Source organism: Ensifer sp. ENS11, from assembly GCF_014851895.1.
GTDB classification, from domain to species: Bacteria; Pseudomonadota; Alphaproteobacteria; order Rhizobiales; family Rhizobiaceae; genus Ensifer; species Ensifer canadensis.
This window is the reverse complement of the sequence record NZ_JACVAN010000014.1, coordinates 129,274-149,530: the sequence shown is the minus strand read 5'-3', so window position 1 is coordinate 149,530 and position 20,257 is coordinate 129,274. Positions and strand designations below refer to the sequence as shown.

Annotated in this window: 24 protein-coding genes; 14 read left to right on the top strand and 10 right to left on the bottom strand. The window is 61.6% G+C overall.

Annotated elements, in window-relative coordinates:
• Nucleotides 1-326: 326 nt before the first annotated feature.
• The 3 genes from IB264_RS23695 (at nt 327) to IB264_RS23685 (ending at nt 4,604) form a co-directional block, all read left to right on the top strand.
• Nucleotides 327-2,672 carry a marine proteobacterial sortase target protein gene (locus IB264_RS23695; RefSeq protein WP_025427900.1) on the top strand — a complete coding sequence of 782 codons (2,346 nt, stop codon included), beginning with the start codon at nt 327-329 and terminating at the stop codon, nt 2,670-2,672.
• Complete coding sequence (locus IB264_RS23690; RefSeq protein WP_025427901.1) at nt 2,662-3,330, top strand: class GN sortase; 669 nt, start codon at nt 2,662-2,664, stop codon at nt 3,328-3,330. The genes IB264_RS23695 and IB264_RS23690 overlap by 11 nt, the downstream gene beginning before the upstream one ends.
• Before the next feature lie 125 nt (nt 3,331-3,455).
• Nucleotides 3,456-4,604 carry a PQQ-dependent sugar dehydrogenase gene (locus IB264_RS23685; protein ID WP_051509213.1) on the top strand — a complete coding sequence of 383 codons (1,149 nt, stop codon included), beginning with the start codon at nt 3,456-3,458 and terminating at the stop codon, nt 4,602-4,604.
• A 35-nt stretch (nt 4,605-4,639) separates the two neighbouring features.
• Here IB264_RS23685 and IB264_RS23680 read toward each other — a convergent pair whose 3' ends face one another.
• On the bottom strand, nt 4,640-5,092 hold the full coding sequence (locus IB264_RS23680; protein ID WP_038576303.1) for a hypothetical protein: 453 nt from the start codon (nt 5,090-5,092) through the stop codon (nt 4,640-4,642).
• Nucleotides 5,093-5,196: 104 nt separating this feature from the next.
• Here IB264_RS23680 and IB264_RS23675 point away from each other — a divergent pair, with 104 nt between their 5' ends.
• The gene (locus tag IB264_RS23675) at nt 5,197-6,093 is read left to right on the top strand and encodes a DMT family transporter (protein ID WP_025427904.1); all 897 of its coding nucleotides are present in this window, start codon (nt 5,197-5,199) and stop codon (nt 6,091-6,093) included.
• A 77-nt stretch (nt 6,094-6,170) separates the two neighbouring features.
• Here the strand turns inward: IB264_RS23675 and IB264_RS23670 are convergent, their stop codons facing one another.
• Nucleotides 6,171-6,578, bottom strand: coding sequence for a hypothetical protein (locus IB264_RS23670; RefSeq protein WP_128090426.1), 408 nt, complete (start codon nt 6,576-6,578; stop codon nt 6,171-6,173).
• 219 nt (nt 6,579-6,797) lie between these two features.
• On the opposite strand from IB264_RS23670, the gene IB264_RS23665 reads away from it, so the two are divergent.
• Nucleotides 6,798-7,013 carry a cold-shock protein gene (locus IB264_RS23665; protein WP_025427905.1) on the top strand — a complete coding sequence of 72 codons (216 nt, stop codon included), beginning with the start codon at nt 6,798-6,800 and terminating at the stop codon, nt 7,011-7,013.
• A gap of 142 nt (nt 7,014-7,155) precedes the next feature.
• On the top strand, nt 7,156-7,608 hold the full coding sequence (locus tag IB264_RS23660) for a BA14K family protein (RefSeq protein ID WP_025427906.1): 453 nt from the start codon (nt 7,156-7,158) through the stop codon (nt 7,606-7,608).
• Nucleotides 7,609-7,714: 106 nt separating this feature from the next.
• Here the strand turns inward: IB264_RS23660 and IB264_RS23655 are convergent, their stop codons facing one another.
• Entirely contained in the window at nt 7,715-8,356 is a 642-nt protein-coding gene (locus IB264_RS23655; protein ID WP_025427907.1) for an MBL fold metallo-hydrolase, read from the bottom strand.
• Between the two features lie 271 nt (nt 8,357-8,627).
• Nucleotides 8,628-8,792, bottom strand: coding sequence for a hypothetical protein (locus tag IB264_RS23650; RefSeq protein WP_164474916.1), 165 nt, complete (start codon nt 8,790-8,792; stop codon nt 8,628-8,630).
• Nucleotides 8,793-9,035: 243 nt separating this feature from the next.
• On the opposite strand from IB264_RS23650, the gene IB264_RS23645 reads away from it, so the two are divergent.
• Together IB264_RS23645 and IB264_RS23640 are read left to right on the top strand one after the other, a co-directional pair.
• Complete coding sequence (locus tag IB264_RS23645; RefSeq protein WP_025427908.1) at nt 9,036-9,659, top strand: DUF1236 domain-containing protein; 624 nt, start codon at nt 9,036-9,038, stop codon at nt 9,657-9,659.
• 338 nt (nt 9,660-9,997) lie between these two features.
• Nucleotides 9,998-10,264, top strand: a complete 267-nt coding sequence (locus IB264_RS23640; RefSeq protein ID WP_025427909.1) for a hypothetical protein — start codon at nt 9,998-10,000, stop codon at nt 10,262-10,264.
• A gap of 75 nt (nt 10,265-10,339) precedes the next feature.
• Here IB264_RS23640 and IB264_RS23635 read toward each other — a convergent pair whose 3' ends face one another.
• The gene (locus IB264_RS23635) at nt 10,340-11,230 is read right to left on the bottom strand and encodes a branched-chain amino acid aminotransferase (RefSeq protein ID WP_025427910.1); all 891 of its coding nucleotides are present in this window, start codon (nt 11,228-11,230) and stop codon (nt 10,340-10,342) included.
• 271 nt (nt 11,231-11,501) lie between these two features.
• On the opposite strand from IB264_RS23635, the gene IB264_RS23630 reads away from it, so the two are divergent.
• The 4 genes from IB264_RS23630 to IB264_RS23615 all read left to right on the top strand — a co-directional run bounded on the left by IB264_RS23630 (nt 11,502) and on the right by IB264_RS23615 (nt 14,793).
• Complete coding sequence (locus IB264_RS23630) at nt 11,502-11,984, top strand: MarR family winged helix-turn-helix transcriptional regulator (RefSeq protein ID WP_025427911.1); 483 nt, start codon at nt 11,502-11,504, stop codon at nt 11,982-11,984.
• 45 nt (nt 11,985-12,029) lie between these two features.
• Entirely contained in the window at nt 12,030-12,731 is a 702-nt protein-coding gene (locus IB264_RS23625) for a response regulator (protein ID WP_025427912.1), read from the top strand.
• 132 nt (nt 12,732-12,863) lie between these two features.
• On the top strand, nt 12,864-14,246 hold the full coding sequence (locus tag IB264_RS23620) for an ATP-binding protein (protein WP_025427913.1): 1,383 nt from the start codon (nt 12,864-12,866) through the stop codon (nt 14,244-14,246).
• A 43-nt stretch (nt 14,247-14,289) separates the two neighbouring features.
• Entirely contained in the window at nt 14,290-14,793 is a 504-nt protein-coding gene (locus tag IB264_RS23615) for a tetratricopeptide repeat protein (RefSeq protein ID WP_198956839.1), read from the top strand.
• Nucleotides 14,794-14,951: 158 nt separating this feature from the next.
• Here the strand turns inward: IB264_RS23615 and IB264_RS23610 are convergent, their stop codons facing one another.
• The 5 genes from IB264_RS23610 to IB264_RS23590 all read right to left on the bottom strand — a co-directional run bounded on the left by IB264_RS23610 (nt 14,952) and on the right by IB264_RS23590 (nt 17,905).
• Nucleotides 14,952-15,515 (bottom strand): protein-tyrosine phosphatase family protein, encoded by a 564-nt coding sequence (locus IB264_RS23610; protein ID WP_025427915.1) that lies wholly within the window; start codon nt 15,513-15,515, stop codon nt 14,952-14,954.
• A gap of 4 nt (nt 15,516-15,519) precedes the next feature.
• Entirely contained in the window at nt 15,520-15,861 is a 342-nt protein-coding gene (locus IB264_RS23605) for a tRNA-binding protein (RefSeq protein ID WP_025427916.1), read from the bottom strand.
• A gap of 15 nt (nt 15,862-15,876) precedes the next feature.
• Nucleotides 15,877-16,695 carry a pyrroline-5-carboxylate reductase gene (gene proC, locus IB264_RS23600; RefSeq protein WP_025427917.1) on the bottom strand — a complete coding sequence of 273 codons (819 nt, stop codon included), beginning with the start codon at nt 16,693-16,695 and terminating at the stop codon, nt 15,877-15,879.
• Nucleotide 16,696: 1 nt separating this feature from the next.
• The gene (locus IB264_RS23595) at nt 16,697-17,197 is read right to left on the bottom strand and encodes a YbjN domain-containing protein (RefSeq protein ID WP_025427918.1); all 501 of its coding nucleotides are present in this window, start codon (nt 17,195-17,197) and stop codon (nt 16,697-16,699) included.
• 447 nt (nt 17,198-17,644) lie between these two features.
• Nucleotides 17,645-17,905 carry an accessory factor UbiK family protein gene (locus IB264_RS23590; protein WP_025427919.1) on the bottom strand — a complete coding sequence of 87 codons (261 nt, stop codon included), beginning with the start codon at nt 17,903-17,905 and terminating at the stop codon, nt 17,645-17,647.
• Nucleotides 17,906-18,096: 191 nt separating this feature from the next.
• Here IB264_RS23590 and lgt point away from each other — a divergent pair, with 191 nt between their 5' ends.
• On the top strand, nt 18,097-18,942 hold the full coding sequence (gene lgt / locus IB264_RS23585) for a prolipoprotein diacylglyceryl transferase (RefSeq protein WP_025427920.1): 846 nt from the start codon (nt 18,097-18,099) through the stop codon (nt 18,940-18,942).
• Nucleotides 18,943-18,954: 12 nt separating this feature from the next.
• Nucleotides 18,955-20,058, top strand: a complete 1,104-nt coding sequence (locus tag IB264_RS23580) for a class I SAM-dependent methyltransferase (RefSeq protein WP_025427921.1) — start codon at nt 18,955-18,957, stop codon at nt 20,056-20,058.
• The last annotated feature ends 199 nt before the right edge of the window (nt 20,059-20,257 follow it).

The following is a 20,257-nucleotide window of genomic DNA, read 5'->3' as shown; positions in this document are numbered from 1 at the left end:
CGGGCAAAATGCGTCACCATGACAAAGTTTCATGAGTGTGATCAGCAATCACGATCGACGCGCTCCGCCTGAGGTGATGGCAGCCCCGGCCAGAACGGTCCGCATACCGACAAGAAACCGGGGCTTCCATCCGATGAAGGCGCGGTCGGTCAGACACGTGCCACGGTCCCGATTTATTCAGAAAAAACAGCGGATTTCGACTTTTTTCGAAAAGCCATATTTTGGCCACAACAACTGTCGCGGAACGCCGCAATTCCGTCCCGCAACAGCCGATTTCCGGGCCTTTCCTTCCATGATCCGAACGCATGGCATGACGGGGGTATGCAATGTTTCTCGACGACGAAATCGCTGAATCACGGACACGGCAAAACGAAGCGCGCTGGGGCATGTATCTGGCGCTCGCAGCGCTCGCCGCCTGCATCGTGATGATCCTCGGCCTGATGACCCAGGCCTCGGCCCAGACAGCAAACGCCAGGCCCGAGCAGATGGCCGGCTATGTCAGGCCCAACGACATGGGCACCGGCGCCCTGCTCTTCCCCTCCAAGGAGCCCGGCTATTTCGTCGAGGCGCCGCGACTGGCGACCGACGTTCAGATCGACGTCAACGGCCCGATCATGCGCACCCGGGTGACGCAACGGTTCCAGAACCCGAGCAAGGGATGGGTCGAAGGCACCTATGTCTTCCCGCTTCCCGATGATTCCGCCGTCGACACGCTGAAGATGCAGATCGGCGACCGCTTCATCGAGGGTCAGATCAAGCCGCGCCAGGCGGCCAAGGAGATCTACGAGCAGGCAAAGGCCGAGGGCAAGAAGGCGGCGCTGCTCGAGCAGCAACGCCCCAACCTCTTCACCAATCAGGTCGCCAATATCGGCCCTGGCGAAACGGTGGTGGTGCAGATCGAATATCAAAGCGGTGTGCGCCAGTCGAACGACGCCTTCACCTTCCGCTTCCCGATGGTGGTCGCCCCTCGCTACAATCCGCAGCCGGTCGTCCAGACCGTCGATCTCGACAGCCGCTCCGGTTATGCCGTCAGCGATCCGGTCCCCGATCGCCAAAAGATCGAGCCGCCGGTGCTTGATCCGCGCGAGAACGCCAGGATCAACCCGGTGACGTTGACGATCAACCTGAAGGCGGGCTTCCCGATCGGCGAAGTGACATCGGCCTTTCACGAGATCGAAACGACCACCCTCGACCAGCTTACTCGCAAGATCACGTTGAAAGCAGGAAGCGTTCCGGCCGACAGGGATTTCGAACTCAGCTGGAAGGCTGTCGCAGGCAAGAGCCCCTATGCTGGCCTCTTCCGCGAGACCGTCGACGGCAAGACCTATCTCCTGTCTTTCGTCACCCCGCCGGTCACTGCGACCGCGACTGACAAACCACTCCGGCGCGAGGTGGTCTTCGTCATCGACAATTCCGGCTCGATGGCCGGCCCGTCGATGGAGCAGGCAAAGGAAAGCCTGGCGCTGGCGATCTCGCGGCTGAAGCCGGAAGACCGGTTCAACGTCATCCGCTTCGACGACACGATGACTGTGCATTTCCCTGGGCTCGTCGAGGCGACACCTGACAAGCGCGAGGACGCGATCTCCTTCGTGCGCGGCCTGACCGCCGACGGCGGCACCGAAATGCTGCCGGCGCTGGAAGCGGCCCTGCGCACGCAGGGACCGGTTGCCGCTGGCGCCCTTCGCCAGGTGGTCTTCCTCACCGATGGCGCCATCGGCAATGAAGGCCAGCTTTTCCAGGAAATCCAGAACAACCGCGGCGACGCGCGCGTCTTCACCGTCGGCATCGGGTCCGCGCCCAACAGCCATTTCATGACCAAGGCGGCTGAGTACGGCCGCGGCACCTTCACGCTGATCGGTTCCGAGAGCCAGGTGGCCGCCCGTATGGGCGAGCTTTTCACCAAGCTCGAGAGCCCTGTTATGACCGACATCTCCGCCACTTTCGAGGGTGCGGCCACGGGCGACATCACCCCGAACCCGATGCCCGATCTCTATCGCGGCGAGCCGGTCGTGCTGACGGCCGAACTCGACGGCGCCGCGCCGGAAGGCAAGCTTCGCATCGTCGGCAAGGCCGGCGACCAGCCCTGGCGCGTCGAGATGGACATCGCCAAGGCGGCAACCGGCGAAGGCGTCGCCAAGCTCTGGGCCCGCCGTAAGATCGACGATCTCGAGGCAAGCGCGGCGACGATCGCCGACCCGGCAACGCTCGACAGGCAGATCGAAACCGTCGCGCTCGCCCATCACCTGGTCTCGCGCGTCACCAGCCTTGTCGCCGTCGATGCGACACCGTCGCGGCCCGCCGGCGAAAACCTGACGGAAACCGCTGTGCCGCTCAACCTGCCGGCCGGCTGGGACTTCGGCAAGGTTTTCGGCGAGAAGTCCGATGCGACAGAAAAGGTCGACGAGCGCGAGGCTTCGGCCGAAAGCCAGACGAAGCTCGCAATGCTGACCGCCGACCGCATGCTGGCGGCACCGACGGCGCGCGCCGCCGGCCTGATTGCCGAAGCCAACAACCAGGTGAACCTGCCGCAGACGGCAACCGAAGCAGACAAGCAGATCCTCATCGGGCTGATGCTGCTCGCCTTTGCCCTTGCTGCCGGCAGCACCTTCGTCTTCTGGCGTGGGCAGATCGCCGCCCTCGTCACATCAGGGGTTCGACGCCATGGCCGCTGACGACGACCTGCCCGGGCCACGCCCGGGCTTCCTCGCCCGTCTTTCGGCGATCGAGACGATCGTGGTCGCGCTCATTGCCCTGTTCGCCCTTGCCGGCCTGATGCTGGTCGGCAAGGGATTTTACATGAAGGCCAAGGCCGAGGTCTCTCAAGTCCTCTTGAAAAAGAGCTTCGAGGCGCAATTGCACGGCGAGGCCAATGGCAGGCCCTGGCCCTGGGCCGACTTCGAAACGACAGCGGAAATCATGGCGCCGCGCATCAACCGCTCGGCGATCGTGCTCAAGGGCGCAAGCGGCCAGGCGCTTGCCTTCGGACCTGCCTGGCTCACAAACACCCCCCTTCCCGGCGACGAAGGCACCTCGGTCATCGCCGCCCACCGCGACACGCATTTCCGCTGGCTGAAGGATGTGTCCGCGGGCGACCTGCTGGTGCTGACCCGCAAGGACGGGCGGCGCTTTCTCTTCCGCGCCGGCGAAGGCCGGGTCGCGCGCTGGGACGAGAGCGGCATCAACGCCTCGGCCAGTGGCCACAAGCTGGCGCTTGCCACCTGCTTCCCTTTCGATGCGATCGAGCCGGGACCGATGCGCTACATCGTGACCGCCGAACTGGTCGGCGAGCAGCATCCGGTGCCGCTGACGACAGGCTCGGTTTCGAAATAAAGCCATTTTGATCCGATTTGACTTGAACGAACCGGGTGACCACTCCAGCTTGGCGTGTGGCGGCATGAACTGATCGGAGATATCGAATGTGGCAGGCGCAGGCATCAAGGCTGGAAACGACCCGGATGGCGGGAACAATTCGCGCGCTGCCGCTCCTCGCCGGCCTTGTTTCGTTTGCCGCCCCGTTTGCTGCCGCAGCACAGGAAACGCGTGAGTTTCCCTCCCAGCATGGCGACGTTCTCGTCGAAACGCTGGCGAGCGGGCTCGAACATCCCTGGTCCGTCGAGGTGCTGCCGGACGGCAGTTACATCGTCAGCGAGCGCGCCGGTCGGCTGCGCATCATCCGCGACGGCAAGGCCTCGGCGCCGCTTTCCGGCGTGCCTGAGGTGGCCGAGCAGGGCCAGGGTGGCCTGCTCGACATCGCCCTTGCCCCCGATTTTGCCACCAGCCGCACGCTCTACCTGACGCTCGCGGCCAGTGGAGACGGCGGTTTCGGAACGGTCCTGGTGCGGGCGGCATTGTCGGCGGATAATTCGGACCTGACCGACGTCAAGGAACTGTTCCGGATGAACAAGCTGACCCGCAACGGCCAGCATTTCGGCTCGCGCATCGCATTCGCGCCTGATGGCAGCCTGTTCTTCGGCATCGGCGACCGCGGCGAGCGCGAGCGCGCCCAGGATCTGCACGATCATGCCGGCGCCATCCTGCACATCAACGCCGACGGCAGCATTCCCGCCGACAACCCCTATCGCGGGGGCACCGAGGGCCTGCCGGAAATCTGGTCCAAGGGGCATCGCAATCCGCAGGGCATCGCCATTGATCCGAAGGACGGCACGCTTCTGACGGCAGAGCACGGCGCGCGCGGCGGCGACGAGGTCAACAACCCGCAATCCGGCCATAACTACGGCTGGCCGGTGATCACCTACGGCAAGGACTATTCCGGCGCCGAGATTGGCGAAGGCACGGCCAAGGACGGCTTCGACCAGCCGATCTACTACTGGGATCCCTCGATTGCGCCAGGCGCGCTCGCGGTCTATCGCGGCAAGATGTTTCCGGAGTGGGATGGCAACCTGCTGGTGGCGGCGCTGAAGTATCAGCTCCTCGCCCGGCTGGAGCGGGACGACACCGGCGCTGTGACCTCCGAGGAACGGCTGTTCGACGGCGAGTTCGGCCGTATCCGCGACATCGTGGTGGCGCCGGACGGCGCACTGCTGATGGTGACGGACGAAGAGGATGGCGCCTTGCTCAGGGTCTCCAAGGCACCGACGCAGTAATACCAACCGGCGCTCGTATAAATCCAAATTCGGGATCAGAGATCGGCGCGAACGTCCTTGCGGAACATAAACTTCAATCCGGACCAGACCGCATCGACGGCGCAGACCTTGGTGTCGACGAGCCCGAGCGGCAGAAAGATCTCGCGCAAGACGTCCTCCGTCAGCGTCGTCGGAACCTTCGATGCGCGCTTCGGCCACGAGATCCACATCATGCCGTCGGCCTTGAGGCTCGCCGCAAGCGGTAGTGCCAGCGCTTCAAGCTTTGCCCTCTCCACGGCGAAGACGTGGATGTAGTCGTGCCGACGTGACGCCGGGCCGTCGACGGCGGTTTCGCACCTGGAGAACCCTGGAAAGCCGGCAATATCGGTCAGATCGTCAGGGACGCCAAGCAACAGCGCTGACTGCCCGCCCCTCATGCCCAGCTTGCGGACAAGCGGCGTTCCCGAATAACCGCTCTCGCCCATCTCCACCGTCCCCATCTCCACCATGCAACCGTCGCCGGCACGCCGCGCAGATCAGCCGGCCGCCGACGATGAGCCTTGCCCGGAAAAATCGCAACTGATAGACGGCGAAGCATCTGAGGAGAGCAATGATGACCCGCGTCCAGGCCAATCTATTCCTGCTGTTTTCCGGCGCCATCTGGGGTGCCGGCTTCGTCGCCCAGTCGACGGCGATGCAGGCGATCGGACCGCTCTGGTTCATCACGCTTCGTTTTGCCATCGCAACCCTGGTCGCGCTGCCGCTCGCCGTCGTTGAAACCAGGCGGGCGCCGCAGCCGTTGACCGGCAGGACCCTTCGCAACTTCGTGTTTGTCGGGCTCGCGCTTTTTGCAGGCGCCGTTACGCAGCAATACGGGTTGCTCACCACCAGCGTCACCAACTCCGGCTTTCTAACCGGGCTTTACGTCGTCTTCGTCCCGGTGCTGACCATCATCTTCCTCCGCCGCAGGCCGCACTGGATCATCTGGCCCGGCGCGCTGATGGCCCTGCTCGGTATCTTCCTTTTGAGTGGTGGCGCTCTGTCGAGCCTGACCGGTGGTGATTATCTGACTGTTGTCTGCGCCCTGTTCTGGGCACTGCAGCTGATGCTTGTCGGCATCTTCGCACCGAGCAGCGGCCGGCCGATGCTGCTGTCGATGACGCAGTTTGCCGTTTGCGCCGTACTCGGCTGCGTCGTCGCTTTGGCGATCGAGCCCCTGAGCATGGAGGCGGTTAAGGGCGCGCTGCCGGAAATCCTCTATGCGGGCATCTTCTCCAGTGGTGTCGCCTTCATCTGCCAGGTCGTCGGCCAGCGCTACACCACGGCACCGCAGGCAGCGATCTTCCTGTCGAGCGAGGCGCTGTTTGCAGCCCTCTTCGGGGTGCTGCTGCTCGGGGAGATCATCACGCCCATCGGCTATGTCGGTTGCGCCATCATCTTTGCCGCCATGCTGGTCGTCGAGATCGTGCCCGAGATCACGAAAGGTGGCCGGAAGGAAGCCGCAGCCTGAGACGAGATAGGCATGCGCGGGGACCTGCAGAACTATAACCCTTGATTTTGGCGGGTACTGAACTGCTGCGTTACTTGTTATTGCCCCGCCCCGCAAAGCTGTTGCTTCACTTTAAAGCGCCGCGATGCAACCTGCCGATTCCCGGTTATTACTTGCAGGATTTCTGCAAAGCGAACCGCCACGGTGCCCGACAGCATCACTTTGGCAAGAAGCTTCAACCATATCAGTCGCTTGACAAATGAATGGACCTGTTTGGCAGCCATCGCGGCGTCGCCGATTGCGGCGAAAAACGGCGCAAAGCACTCAACTTCTCGGCACATTCGTTCAAAAAGCTGTGATTTCAACAGCTTGCGATGCACCTTCAATATCACCTGAAAAATCGGCGACTGACCGAATTTTGAGCAATGGCAAGACGCAATACCACTTCTAAAAAGTTTTGCTTGCCAATTCAAAATAAACCCATCAATCTTACTCTGTTCGGGCAATCTACGAGCATGGGAAGATCTTGAAATAAAAGCGGGCCGGAGACGCAAAAACTCCGGGTGGCCAGACTGGGGGGGACGCGAGTTTGCAACCTTTCCGATGGCTGGCTGCGGTAACAGGAACCTTTCCTCAAATATCGAGAACTGCCTGCCCAACGCCCAATCGGGCAAACTGCAATGCTACCCGTCCGTCAAACGGGTGGAGAGAAAAGGACCTGACGCATGGCCGAAACTGGCACTGTTAAATTCTTCAACACCGACAAGGGCTTTGGTTTCATCAAGCCTGACAACGGTGGTGCAGATATCTTCGTACACATCTCCGCTGTCCAGGCTTCCGGCCTGAACGGCCTGTCGGAAAATCAGAAGGTAAGCTTCGACACCGAACCGGATCGCCGCGGCAAAGGCCCGAAGGCGGTCAACCTGCAGATCTCCGGCTAACACCGGTTCTGCTGAAAGATTCAAGTTGAAGCCCGGCAGCGATGCCGGGTTTTTTTGTTCAGGCCCCGTTCAGTTTGGCGTGGTTAACACTCTTTCATCATGAAGGCCGGAAACGCTCCGGACCATGCACAGGATTGAAGCCATGAACAAGTTCATCAAAGCGACGGTTCTCTCGGTCATCGCCGCCGCCTCGGTTCTCCCGACCCTCAGCACGGCTGAGGCTGGTGATTGGAACCGCCGCAGGCACTATGACAACGGTGACGCCGTTGCACTCGGCGCTCTTGGCCTGGCGACCGGCGTGATCATCGGCGGCGCGATTGCTTCGCAGCCGCGTTACAGCGAGCGCGTCTATGTCGACCCGGAGCCCGATTATTACGAGCCGCGCCCGGTCTATCGTCCGCGCCCTGTCTATCGCGCGCGTCCGGTTGTCGTCGACAACTATGGCGGCGGCTACGGCGGCGGCGGCTACGGTTCGCTCGAGCCCTGGACCCCGTCCTGGTATCGTTATTGCTCGCAGCGCTACCGCTCGTTCAACCCGGACAACGGTACGTTCCGCGGCTACGACGGCCGCAGCTACTTCTGCGACGCAGGCTGATTGAAAAGCCGCGATGCGATAAACAAAAAGCGCATGCCTTTTCCCGGGGCATGCGCTTTTTCATTACGGCCTATATTCCCGAACCGGGGCCCGCGTCTTTTCGGGGTCAGAGACCACGCAGATAGGGGTTGGTGCGCCGCTCTTCACCAATCTGTCCACCGGGGCCATGGCCGCAAATGAAGCCGACCTGATCGCCGAGCGGCAGGATCTTGTCGCGGATGGAATCGAGCAATTGCTGATGATTGCCGCCGGGAAGATCGGTGCGACCGATCGAGCCGTGGAACAGCACGTCGCCGACATGGGCAAAATTCTGCACCCGGTTGAAATAGACCACGTGGCCAGGCGCATGGCCGGGGCAATGCAGCACTTCAAACACATGATTGCCGAAGGAGACGGTATCGCCGTCCTCCAGCCATTGGTCGGGTACGACGTTCTCGACCTTCATCGCCAGGCCGAATTTCTCGGCCTGCTCTTCCAGCCGCGACAACAGCGGCAGATCGTCCTTGTGCGGGCCGATGATCGAAAGCCCGAGCGCTTCCTTCAGTTCCTTGGCACCGCCGGCATGGTCGATGTGGCCGTGCGTCAGCCAGATCGCCTTCAGCGTGATGCCGTTCTCCTGGATCGTCTGGAGGATCACATCGACGTCGCCGCCGGGATCGACGATCACGCCTTCCTTGGTTTCAGCATCGAAGAGAACCGTGCAGTTCTGCTGGAAATGAGTAACCGGGATGATGCCCGCCTGTAGCATGCCGTCTGCGCCTCACTTAGATGTCGTTGGCACACCTATAGCGCCAAACGGCATCAGACACAGCGCGAATTAAAGCATGTCGCACAAAAGTGTTCAGCAGTTTTGCGATGACGACATGCGCAAAAACAAGAGCTTAAAGCGCAGCAAGCGAATCCTTGAGCGCCGCGCGTCATATTAGATGCGCAAAGGTCGCGGTAGCACTTAAATGACTGCATGCTGCCTTAAATCGAATACGATCTAAGGAAACATGCAGTGGAGATCGCGACGCGCTTTAACGCAGGCTGGCAATTTCCGCTGATGGAGACTGAGGTGCGGGGAGCTGCACGGTGGTAAGCAGCAAGGCCGAGACAAGCAGTTCGGCCGCAACGACGATTGCCACCACCGGGCGCAAGCCGTTGATGGCAGGATTTACCGGATTAACAGCTGAATTCGACAATGAACCTCCCTCTCCTGCCCGTGCTCACCTTCTTTGCGCGGGCATATCGCTGATCGTTCCCTCGGGCGCCTGCCCGACATCGACAGGAAAAATACTTTGATCGCGAAACGGTTCCCTCGGCGTAACGCCGGGTTGAACTGCGACAGGGTTAGTATGTCGCATCTTCACATTTCGTGACGTTACCGCGGGAACATCCCCACCATCGCTGCGTTTGCTCATCAGGGATAACGAAGGAGCATGATGATGAAGAACCTTACCAGCACCCTGTTGCGAACTGCCGCGGCTGCGGGTTTCGTACTCGTAGCTGGCACCTCGGCAGCCTTCGCAGCCATGACCGCCACAACCGTCACTGACCTCAATGTCCGCGCTGGCCCGGGCCCGCAATATCCCACCGTTGGCCTGGCAACACGCGGCAGCACCGCAGTCCTTGATGGCTGCATCGAAGGCAGCAAGTGGTGCCGTGTCGACGTCAACGGCCTTCGTGGCTGGGTCTATGCCCAATATCTGACCACCGATCTCGGCGGCGCTGCTGTCGTCGTTCAGGATCGACGCGCCGACCTGGCGGTTCCCGTCGTGACCTATGAGGCGCAGGCCGGCGATCCGCCAATGCCTGCACCCGGTGACGAGTTGCTCGGCCCTGTCGAAGAGGTCGATCCGATCGCGCCGCCGGATACGGTGCGCACCTATATCACCACCAACCCGGGCGAAACCGTCTATCTCGACGGCGAAGTCGTGGTCGGCGCCGAGCTGCCGCAGACAGTCGAAGTGCGCCGCGTGCCGGACTATAGCTACGACTATGTCAGCATCAACGGCCAGCCGGTTCTGGTCGAGCCGACAACACGCCGCATCGTCTACGTCTATCGCTAAACGAAACACGCCTCCACGTGGGCGAATACACAACCAACTCCAGCGGCTTGGCCGCTGGAGTTTTCGTTTGCACTGCAGCGAATCACCAGTCTTTTTTAGCCACGGGCGGCTGAAACGATCCTCGAACACTGCAGTAATTCTGTCATTTTTCGGCTTTCGAAGCTCGAAAAGCGCGGTTTCCGGCATGAAACAGCAACATTTTAGCGAGTAACGCCTTCACAGAAGGCAGCCGTGACTTCCCCAAATTGACAAGAGTCTAAATTCGGCCTCAACCTGTCCTTGCCGGATCATCGGCATTTGGCGGCTCGTCTTCGACGGGCCTGGATACGGAGGGATCAATGGAAGCATTAATGCCAATCATTACCCAATTGATCGCGGGGGCGGCCGGCGGCAACGCGGCCAGCGCAGTGTTGAAGCAAGGGGCATTCAGTGTCGTCGCACGCACGATCGTCGGCGCTATCGGCGGCCTCGGCGGGGGGTTCCTGATCCAGATGCTCGGTGGCGAAGCGGCCGCAACTGGTCTTGCGATGCAGGCACTCGGCGGCCTCGTCGGCGGCGGTGTGTTGAGCGGCATCGTCGGGCAATTCCTCGGAAAACAAGCCTGACGCCTTCCGAACGATATCCGTAGCAAGACAAAAGGCGGCCCTGGGCCGCCTTTTCTGCATTCAGGGATAATCCGGTTACTCGGCTGCCGCTGCAACCGGATAGACTTCCTTCATGTAGTCGTTCATCAGCGTTTCGCAGATGGTTGCCGGCGTGAAGCGATGGGGGCCGATCTCGGAAACAGGCGTGACCTCGGCGGCAGAGCCGGTCAGGAAGCACTCGCTGAAACCGGACAGTTCTTCCGGCATGATCGCCCGTTCGACCACTTGGTAGCCGCGGCGCTTCGCCAGCTCGATCACCGTGCGGCGGGTGATGCCGTCGAGGAAGCAATCCGGCACCGGCGTATGGATGACGCCATCCCTAACGAAGAAGATGTTGGCGCCGGTCGCTTCAGCCACCTGGCCGCGGTAGTCGAGCATCATCGCGTCGGCATAGCCCTTGGCTTCCGCCGCATGCTTGGAGATCGTACAGATCATGTAGAGGCCGGCAGCTTTCGATTTCGACGGCGCCGTCTTCGGATCCGGGCGGCGCCATTCGGCGATATCGAGACGAATGCCCTTCAGCTTTTCGGCCGGGTTGAAATAGCTGCCCCACTGCCAGATGGCGATCGCCACGTTGATGCGGTTGCTCTGGGCCGAAACGCCCATCATCTCGCTGCCGCGCCAGGCGATCGGCCGGACATAGGCTTCGGAGAAGCCCTGACGTTTCAGAAGTTCGACGCTCGCCGCGTCCAGTTCTTCGACGGAATAGGGAATCTTGAAGCCGAGGATTTCGGCGGAGTTGTGAAGGCGCTGGTTGTGTTCGGTCAGCTTGAAAATGCGGCCGCCATAGGCGCGCTCACCCTCGAATACGGCACTTGCATAGTGCAGGCCGTGGGTCAGCACGTGGATCTTGGCGTCCTTCCACGCGACGAACTCGCCGTTGAACCAGATTTCGCCGTCCAACTGATCAAAAGGAACCGCTGCCATGATGTCGTCCTCTGGCGCTTGTGCGCCATTCTTGCTGTTGATTATCTTCCCGCTTTCAGTTTATCGGCAAACTGATTGTGGGAAAATTCAATTTCGAGATTTTGGATTTGCGATCAGTGCGGCGCGGCATATCCTCCTGAGGTATTACCGCCGCCAAATGTCTCGCTTACCGAGCATGGACGCTACCAACGCGGTAAAAATATGTCAATAAAGCTGACATATTTTTCCGATTGTTTCGTAAGTTGCAACTTGGCTGAAAGGAAATGACCGCGTGGCCGGCCAATCCAAAGAAAACACCCGATATGTGGGCGACACGGTCGCGCACGACGATGATACGATCGACTTCGAAATCATCGAGCTGCTTTTCTTCGCCTATCGCGACTTCACCTCCGATCCGGATGCGATCCTGGAAAAGAGCGGCTTCGGCCGCGCCCATCACCGCGTCGTGCACTTTGTCGACCGCGAGCCGGGCATGACCGTGGCAGACCTGCTCGATACGCTGAAGATCACCAAGCAGAGCCTGGCCCGCGTGCTCAAGCAGCTGATCGATTCCGGCTATATCCGGCAGGTCACGGGGCCAGAGGACCGGCGCCAGCGCATGCTCTATACCACCGAGGAAGGCCAGGCGCTTGCCCGTGCGCTTGCCGAGCCACAGTCCCGCCGCATAGCCGATGCATTGGCAAAGACGGGTCCCGGCGCGCGCGAAACCGTCAAGCGCTTCCTTGCCTGCATGAAGAACGGCGCCGGGGACTGAAATGTCGAAAGCCCGCTATCGGCGGGCGACGGGGGAAAGCTAGGCATGACAACAAAAGCGACAGTCTCCGACGATGCAGCCCATCTACTGATCGTCGACGATGACAGGCGTATCCGCGATCTGCTCAACCGCTATCTGGTCGAACAGGGTTTTCGCGTCACGACCGCCGCCGACGCCGATGAAGCGCGACGCAAGCTGGTCGGTCTCGATTTCGACCTGTTGATCGTCGACGTGATGATGCCCGGCGAAAGCGGCATTTCCCTGACGCAGAGCCTGCGCCAGATCAAGACCGTGCCGATCCTGATGCTGACGGCGCTGGCGGAATCGAATTCTCGCATCGAGGGCCTCGAAGCCGGCGCCGACGATTATCTCTCCAAGCCGTTCGAGCCGCGCGAACTGGTGCTGCGCATCAGCAATATCCTGCGGCGCAACCAGCCGGCCCAGGCGCCCAAGATCGATCAGGTGATCTTCGGTCCCTACACCTTCTCCGTGGTACGCAAGGAGCTTCGACGCGGCGCCGATCACATCCGCCTTACCGACCGCGAGCAGGAAATCATGACGCTGTTCTCCCAACGCGCCGGCGAGACGATCCCGCGCCACGAACTGATCGGCGACGATGCCGAGGTCGGCGAGCGCACCATCGATGTCCAGATCAATCGCCTGAGGCGCAAGATCGAGGACGATCCCTCCAATCCCGTTTGGCTACAGACGGTCCGCGGCATCGGCTATAGATTGAGCGTGGACTAAAGCATGTCGCGCAAAAGTGCGCAGCGGTTTTGCGCGACATGCGCAGAAACAAGAAATTAAAGCGCAAGAAGCGAATCCCGGAGATCGCGACGCGCTTTAGAGTGGCGACCCCGATGAGGGCAGCGGAAACCGATGGCAAGCTTTGACAGTATGCGGCGCGAGGCGGCAAACCCGAGCGACAATCCGTGGAAGCGCGTCACCCGCTGGCTGCGCCGGCGGTTGCCGATGGGCCTCTATGCCCGCTCGCTGCTCATCGTCATCATCCCGATGGTGCTGCTGCAATCGGTGGTCGCCTTCATCTTCATGGAGCGGCACTGGCAACTGGTGACACAGCGCCTCTCGGCAGCCGTGACCGGAGATATCGCGGCAATCGTCGATCTGATCGCCACTTTCCCCGCCGATCGCGACATTTCGGAAATCGTCCGCATCGCCCGCGACCAGCTCAATCTCAGCATTTCCGTCGAACCGGGCGGCGAACTGCCGCCGCCGCGGCCCAAGCCCTTCTTCGAGATCCTCGATCAAATCTTGAGCGAGGAGATCTCCGACCAGGTCCGCCGCCCCTTCTGGATCGACACGGTCGGCAATTCCAACCTTGTCGAAATCCGCATCAAGCTCGACGACGGCCGCATGCTCCGGGTCTATGCCCGCCGCAACCGGGCCTACGCCTCCAACACCCATATCTTCATCGTCTGGATGGTTGCCGCCTCGCTGGTGTTGCTGTCGATCGCCATCCTGTTCCTGCGCGGGCAGATCCGGCCGATCCTGGCGCTGACCAAGGCAGCGGAAAGTTTCGGCAAGGGCCAGAAGATCGACGACTTCGCACCGCGTGGCGCTGATGAAATTCGCCGCGCCGGCCTTGCCTTCATCCAGATGCGCGAGCGCATCGAGCGCCAGATCGAGCAGCGCACGGCCATGCTCACCGGCGTCAGTCATGACCTTCGAACCATCCTGACCCGCTTCCGGCTGCAGCTGGCGCTCGCCGGCAACAACCCCGACCTCGAAAGCCTCAATCAGGATGTCGACGACATGCAGAACATGCTCGAAGGTTACCTCGCCTTTGCCCGTGGGGAGGCTGAGGAAGACGTCGGGCAATTGAAGCTCAGCGACCTGATGACGCGTCTTGCCGCCGAAGCAGAACTGCACGGCAAGACGCTGACGACCTCCGTCGAGGGGGAGGACCAGGTCCGTGTTCGCCCGAACGCCTTCACCCGCCTTATCGCCAACCTGGCATCCAACGCCTATCGCTACGCCAACCGGGTCAATATCGAGGCACGCCACAGCGCCAAATGGGTGACGATCACGGTCGACGACGACGGGCCCGGCATTCCCGAGCGCTCGCGCGAGGACGTGTTCAAGCCGTTCTTCCGCCTCGACGAGGCGCGCAATCTCGACAGTTCGGGAACCGGCCTCGGCCTCGCGATCGCCCGCGACATCGCCCGCAGCCACGGCGGCAACGTCACGCTTGGCGACAGCCCGCTTGGCGGCCTGCGGGCAACCGTGCGTTTGCCGGCGTGAGCGGGGCGATCTGGTCAGCGCTGCAAATATGGAGGCTCCGGACTTGTCCGACACGCTAGACTGGGACGATTGGGAACAGCGGCTGGCGCTGCACTGGGCGGATTTCGGCCATATGGACGCGGACGCGTTTATCGCACGGCTCGATGTGCTGGCCGCCGAACTTCCGGACGGCGATCCGATCGGCCTCTTCGAGCGTGCATCAGCCCAGGATTCCCTCGGCAACGAAGCAAATGCAGCACCTCTGTATCGGCAGGCGCTTGCCGGTGGCCTCTCCGGCATTCGCCGCCGCCGCGCCACCATCCAGCTTGCAAGCACGCTGCGCAATCTCGGGCAGATCGAAGAGAGCATTGCCTTGCTGGAGGCCGAACGGACAATGCCATCCGACGAACTCGACGATGCGGTCTTAGGCTTTCTGGCGCTCTCGCTCGTCGATGCCGGACGAGCGCAGGAGGCGGCGGGCCTGGCGCTCGGCCGTCTGGCGCGCCATCTGCCCCGCTACAATCGCTCGCTCAAGCGCTACGCCGACGCGTTGCTGTCGGACGCGTGAGCATCCCCAAGCAAGTCGTTTTCCCCGAAAGCGCTGCCCACCTTCGGCCGGTTTATTCTTGAGCGTTTCCGATTTAGACGGAACCGCACAAACGCTCTATCTCTTTGTTTTTACGCATTTCTTGACGGAAAACCGCTTCGCACTTTTCCTGGAATGCTCTAGCGCGAATATATGGAAATCAGGCCGCGCCGCTCGTTGAAGCGGTGCCAGGCATCGATGCGACGCGGATGGCGCGCGCGCATGGCGTCGAGCGGTGCAAGCAACCGGCCCTCACGACCAAGCGACGCATCGAGGATCTCGATGATCCGGCGGTTCGGCCAGGGCTTTCTGGTGATCATCAAAAGCGCCCGAAAAGCCTCGTCCTCGCGGCCGGCGCCGAGCTGGTGGGCGATCAAACCATAGGCAAAAGCGGTCGAACGGCTGACGCCGGCATGGCAATGCACCAGAATGCGGCTCGACCTGTCGTCGGCAGCCGGCCGCATCGCTTCGAACACTTCAAGGACCAGATCCGGGAAATGCTGCGTCGCACCGGCGTTTTCCTGATCGCGCATGCGCACGACGCGGTGGCTCGCCTCGGCGATAACAGGCACGTCGGTATCGGGCAATTCCGGATCGAGCAGCGAGAGAACATGGCTGGCGCGCCAGTCGCGCGCAGCATCAGCCGCGCGCCAAAGGCAGGAGACCTTGACGCGCTCGGGTATCAGATCAACATGGATTGTCATCGGATCACATCAGTTTGCGGCCGTTGGGAATCGCCTTGTCGATGGCGGCCAGCACGATTGCGCCAGCCTCGTCTTCAAAGCCCAGCGTAAGAACCTCGGAACGGACAGGACCGATCTGGCGTGGCGGAAAATTGACCACTGCCATGATCTGCCGGCCGATGAGATCCTCAGGCTGGTAGTGCACCGTGATCTGCGCCGATGACTTTTTTATGCCGATTTCAGGGCCGAAATCGATCTGCAGCTTGTAGGCCGGCTTGCGCGCCTCGGGGAAAACCTCGGCTTCGATGATGGTGCCGACACGAATATCGACGCGTTCGAAATCTGCGAAAGTAATCGTTTCCGACATGACAATGCTCTTGAATTAACCGGCCAGTTCCTCGGCGCGCTGGCGGGCAGCGGCAATGGCCTTGTCGAAAAGTGGCTGCATCCCGTCATCGGCCATCAGCACCGCGAGTGCTGCGGCGGTCGTGCCACCCGGCGAGGTTACGTTCTGGCGCAGCCGCGAAGCGTCGTCGGGGGACTGATAAAGGAGTTCACCAGCCCCCGCGACGGTTTCCCGCGCGAGCCGCATGGCGAGGTCCGCCTTGAGACCGGCCTTGCGCCCGGCCTCCGCCATGCACTCGACGAGGTAGAAGACATAGGCCGGACCGCTTCCGGAAACGGCGGTGACGGCATCGATATCGGCTTCAGTCTCGACCCATTCGACCGGGCCGCTGACCTTCAGGAGATCATGTACCTGGCCGCGCTGCGCGTCGCTGACGCGGGCATTGGCAAAGGCGCCGGTAACACCGCGCCCGATCATCGCCGGCGTGTTGGGCATGGCGCGCACGGTGGCGGTAGCACCCAGATGGCTTTCGATGAAGGCAAGCGTCTTGCCGGCAGCGACTGAAACTATCACCGTGCTTGCACCGACGAGTGTCTTCAGCGGCGGCAGCACCGCCTCCATCACCTGCGGCTTGACGGCGATGAAAATCACCGCAGCCTCGACGCCAGCGGGAGCCGAGGTCGCGTGACTGACGCCATTGTCGGCGATCAGCTTTGCCATCGCCGGCGGCGGGCCGGGATCGATGACGAGAATGTCGGCGCCCTTGACGCCGCTCTTCAGCCAACCGCTGAGCATGGCGCCGCCCATGTTGCCGGCGCCGATGAGAACGATGGGACCGGAAGCGACGGCTGCCATCTCAAGCCTCCCCGACCGTTTCGAACAGCACCGCATCAACGGCGCGCTGCGCATCCATGCCCGACCAGACGACGAACTGGAACGCCTGGAAATAGGACTCGCAGGCATCAAGCGCGCTCGAAAGCAGAACTTCGACCTGCTGATTGGTGGGCTCGGCGCCGCCGGCGAGCAGCAGCGACTGCCGGAAGATCACCACCTCTTCCTGCCGCCACAGATCGAAATGCCCCATGAGCACCTGACCGTTGATGTGCGACAGAAGACGGATGACTTCGTTGACGCGGCTGTCGGGAACCTTGATGTCGAAGGCACAGGCAAGATGCAGCGCCTCGAACTCTTCCATCCACGAGAAGGAAACGTGGTAGTCCGCCCACTTGCCCTCCACGGTCATGGCGATCTCGTCCTCGCCCGACCGTTCGAATGACCAGTCATTGGTGGCGGCCACAAACTCGATCATATCGACCGGGTTGGACTGACGCTCGATTTCCATTTCCAAAAGGCTCATGCATCACCCTAGTAGGCGCGACACAGGCGCGCGTTATCACGTTTACAAGACGCAACTCTGCAAACCTGGCACTGAATAAGAACACACTATGATTGCTGAACTCACATCCATCCTGGCTGACTTACCCTGCCTGGAGCTTGCGTGGTCCGTTTCGAATCATCATTTAAAATCAGTGTATAATGGCGGAGTCAGGCTGCCAGCCCCCCGGCCGAAAAATAGCCGGGTACAACCACTTGCGTGTTGCCATTTCGATTCAGCGCGGGTGGTTAAGCGACTCTGGCATAAGGGTTTTTTGCCAGTGTCCACAGGTGGAAAACTTTTCAGGTTTTATTAACCTCCCTGTGCGGCGTTTCACACCGCCAAGGAATAACGACAGCAAAACGCCCGCAGAATCGATCCGCGGGCGAAGTAGAAACGTTGAAAAGCCGTTATTTCGCAAGAATCGCGTTACTTGCCACTTTCGGCGAGACGCGCTTCCAGAGCCTCGATACGCGCCAGAAGCGCATCGTTTTCGTCGCGCGCCTTGATCGCCATTTCCTTCACGGCTTCGAACTCCTCGCGCTTGACGACATCGAGCGAATTCATCGCGCGCTCGGCCTGGGCGCGAAACGCGGTCTCGACCTCGCGACGCACACCCTGGGCCGCCCCTGCGGCATCGGTCATCAACTTGGCAAAATCATCCATGATGCGGTTGGCGCCTGTGCTCATCGTTCTGATCTCCATATTCAGCCGCCGCCTCGCACTGCGATGCGGTCCTGGTTTTCAGGTAGGGTCAGACGCGAACGGATGCAAGAAAAATCACCAAACTGTGGCTGGCCGTCGGCCGCAAGCGGCCTTGACCCCGCCGGATTCGATCGCCATGTTCCGGCAAAACAACCGGTCCGGAACGAGAAGACATTTTGGAAACCATCGCGACCCGCCTCGCCATTCTCCCCTTCCCTCAAATCGATCCCGTGATCTTCCAGATCGGTCCGCTCGCTGTCCACTGGTACGGACTGGCCTATGTCGCCGGTATCCTCATCGGCTGGTACTACGCGCGCCGCCTCGTGCAGAACACGTCGCTCTGGCGCAATGGCGAACCCGCGGCAACCCTGGCGCAGCTCGACGACTTCCTGCTCTGGGCCGCCGGCGGCATCGTGCTTGGCGGCCGCATCGGCTACATCCTCTTCTATGATCTGGGCTCCGTTCTCGAAAACCCGATCCGCGCGCTCGAGATCTGGAATGGCGGCATGTCGTTCCACGGCGGCTTCCTCGGCACGACCATCGCCATGATCGTCTTTGCGCGCAGGAACGGCATCGCCATCTGGAGCATGTTCGATATCGTCGCGACCGTGGTGCCAATCGGCCTGTTCTTCGGCCGCATCGCCAACTTCATCAATGGCGAACTCTGGGGCCGGCTGTCGTCCATGCCCTGGGCAATGGTGTTTCCGACCGGCGGCCCCTTTGCCCGCCACCCGAGCCAACTCTATGAGGCGGCACTCGAGGGTCTCGTGCTGCTCACCGTCATCGCCTGGTTCATTTATCGCCGCCATGCGCTGAAATCGCCGGGTCTTGTCACCGGCATCTTTGTGCTCGGTTATGCCGCAAGCCGCATTTTCGTCGAATTCTTCCGCGAACCGGACGCGCAGATCGGCTATCTCGCCGGCGGTTGGTTGACCATGGGCATGCTGCTTTCGCTGCCGATGGCGCTTGCCGGCATCTGGGCCATCGCCCGGGCGTGCCGGGCCGCCGTCGCTGCTGCATAATTGGACGGGCGCATGACGACACCACTCGCGGACAAGATAAAGACGCTGATCAGGACCAACGGACCGATCAGCGTCACCGACTATTTCTCGCTCTGCCTCGCGGATCCGGAGCACGGATACTATCGCGTTCGCGAACCCTTCGGCAAAGCGGGCGACTTCACCACGGCGCCTGAAATCAGCCAGCTCTTCGGCGAGATGATCGGCATCTTCCTGGTTCATGCCTGGCAGCAGCATGGCGCGCCGGAGCAGCCCGTGATCGTCGAGATCGGCCCCGGCCGCGGCACGATGATGTCCGACGTCCTACGGGTCGTCAGGCGCCTGTCCCCCGAACTCTATGCCACCGCCAGCGTCCATCTCGTCGAAACGAGTGATCGCCTGCGCAAGATCCAGGCGGAAACACTGGCCGCCCATGGCGAGAAGGTGGAATGGCACACCAGTTTCGAAACGCTGCCGGAGGGTTTTGTGCTCCTGGCGGCCAACGAGCTTTTCGATGCCATCCCGATCCGCCAGTTCGTGCGAACGCCGCAAGGGTTTCGCGAACGCATGGTCGGCCTCGACGCTGAGGACGAGCTGACATTTGCCGCGGGGATTGCCGGCATCGACCCGACACTGTTGCCGACGCCCGCACAAGCAGTTGCCGAAGGCACGATCTTCGAGATCGCGCCTGCCCGCGACGCAGTCATGGCCGCCCTTTGCGAACGGCTGAAGATCGGCGGCGGCACCGCCGTCATCATCGACTACGGGCACCTGGCGACGAACTACGGCGACACGCTGCAAGCGCTGCTCGACCATCAGTACGATCCGCCACTTGCCAACCCTGGACGCGCCGACCTGACCAGCCATGTCGACTTCGAGCAACTGGCGCGGCGCGCGCAGAACGACGGCGTGCAGATCAATGGGCTTGCTCACCAGGGCGATTTCCTGATCGGCCTTGGTCTTCTGGAGCGCGCCGCGGCGCTGGGCCGCGAGAAGGATGCAATGATCCAGGAAGGCATCCGCCAGGACGTCGAAAGGCTTGCCGGATCCGGCGAAGGCAAGATGGGCGAACTTTTCAAGGTGCTCGCCGTCAGCAGCCCGCCAATCGCGCTTCCGCCGTTTCGCAAACCCAAGGCATGATTGCTTCGGGCGTGGCCGGCCAAGGGTGAAAATCATATAGAGGGCCTGGGGTGTTCCTGCGCCCCTTGAGCCTTGGGATTGGCGCCTTGCGCCATCGGCCCTAAGCCCGCGCCGAACGGCACCCCTGTCGTTCGGCAATTGACAGCCCCGCCATCGCGGGTCAACATCGCGCTGGCAAATCAGCCGCCAGCCACCGGGC

Bases quoted from the DNA above. Each gene is read 5' to 3' on its own strand.
- IB264_RS23595 (WP_025427918.1), bottom strand. From the start codon at position 17,197: ATGAGCCTTTTGGAAATGGAAATCGAGCGTCAGTCCAACCCGGTCGAT.
- IB264_RS23645 (WP_025427908.1), top strand. From the start codon at position 9,036: ATGAAGAACCTTACCAGCACCCTGTTGCGAACTGCCGCGGCTGCGGGT.
- IB264_RS23695 (WP_025427900.1), top strand. From the start codon at position 327: ATGTTTCTCGACGACGAAATCGCTGAATCACGGACACGGCAAAACGAA.
- IB264_RS23665 (WP_025427905.1), top strand. From the start codon at position 6,798: ATGGCCGAAACTGGCACTGTTAAATTCTTCAACACCGACAAGGGCTTT.
- IB264_RS23635 (WP_025427910.1), bottom strand. From the start codon at position 11,230: ATGGCAGCGGTTCCTTTTGATCAGTTGGACGGCGAAATCTGGTTCAAC.
- IB264_RS23605 (WP_025427916.1), bottom strand. From the start codon at position 15,861: ATGTCGGAAACGATTACTTTCGCAGATTTCGAACGCGTCGATATTCGT.
- IB264_RS23640 (WP_025427909.1), top strand. From the start codon at position 9,998: ATGGAAGCATTAATGCCAATCATTACCCAATTGATCGCGGGGGCGGCC.
- IB264_RS23685 (WP_051509213.1), top strand. From the start codon at position 3,456: ATGGCGGGAACAATTCGCGCGCTGCCGCTCCTCGCCGGCCTTGTTTCG.
- IB264_RS23590 (WP_025427919.1), bottom strand. From the start codon at position 17,905: ATGAGCACAGGCGCCAACCGCATCATGGATGATTTTGCCAAGTTGATG.
- IB264_RS23680 (WP_038576303.1), bottom strand. From the start codon at position 5,092: ATGGTGGAGATGGGGACGGTGGAGATGGGCGAGAGCGGTTATTCGGGA.
- IB264_RS23625 (WP_025427912.1), top strand. From the start codon at position 12,030: ATGACAACAAAAGCGACAGTCTCCGACGATGCAGCCCATCTACTGATC.
- IB264_RS23655 (WP_025427907.1), bottom strand. From the start codon at position 8,356: ATGCTACAGGCGGGCATCATCCCGGTTACTCATTTCCAGCAGAACTGC.
- IB264_RS23580 (WP_025427921.1), top strand. From the start codon at position 18,955: ATGACGACACCACTCGCGGACAAGATAAAGACGCTGATCAGGACCAAC.
- proC (WP_025427917.1), bottom strand. From the start codon at position 16,695: ATGGCAGCCGTCGCTTCCGGTCCCATCGTTCTCATCGGCGCCGGCAAC.
- IB264_RS23620 (WP_025427913.1), top strand. From the start codon at position 12,864: ATGGCAAGCTTTGACAGTATGCGGCGCGAGGCGGCAAACCCGAGCGAC.
- IB264_RS23690 (WP_025427901.1), top strand. From the start codon at position 2,662: ATGGCCGCTGACGACGACCTGCCCGGGCCACGCCCGGGCTTCCTCGCC.
- IB264_RS23660 (WP_025427906.1), top strand. From the start codon at position 7,156: ATGAACAAGTTCATCAAAGCGACGGTTCTCTCGGTCATCGCCGCCGCC.
- IB264_RS23610 (WP_025427915.1), bottom strand. From the start codon at position 15,515: ATGACAATCCATGTTGATCTGATACCCGAGCGCGTCAAGGTCTCCTGC.
- IB264_RS23675 (WP_025427904.1), top strand. From the start codon at position 5,197: ATGACCCGCGTCCAGGCCAATCTATTCCTGCTGTTTTCCGGCGCCATC.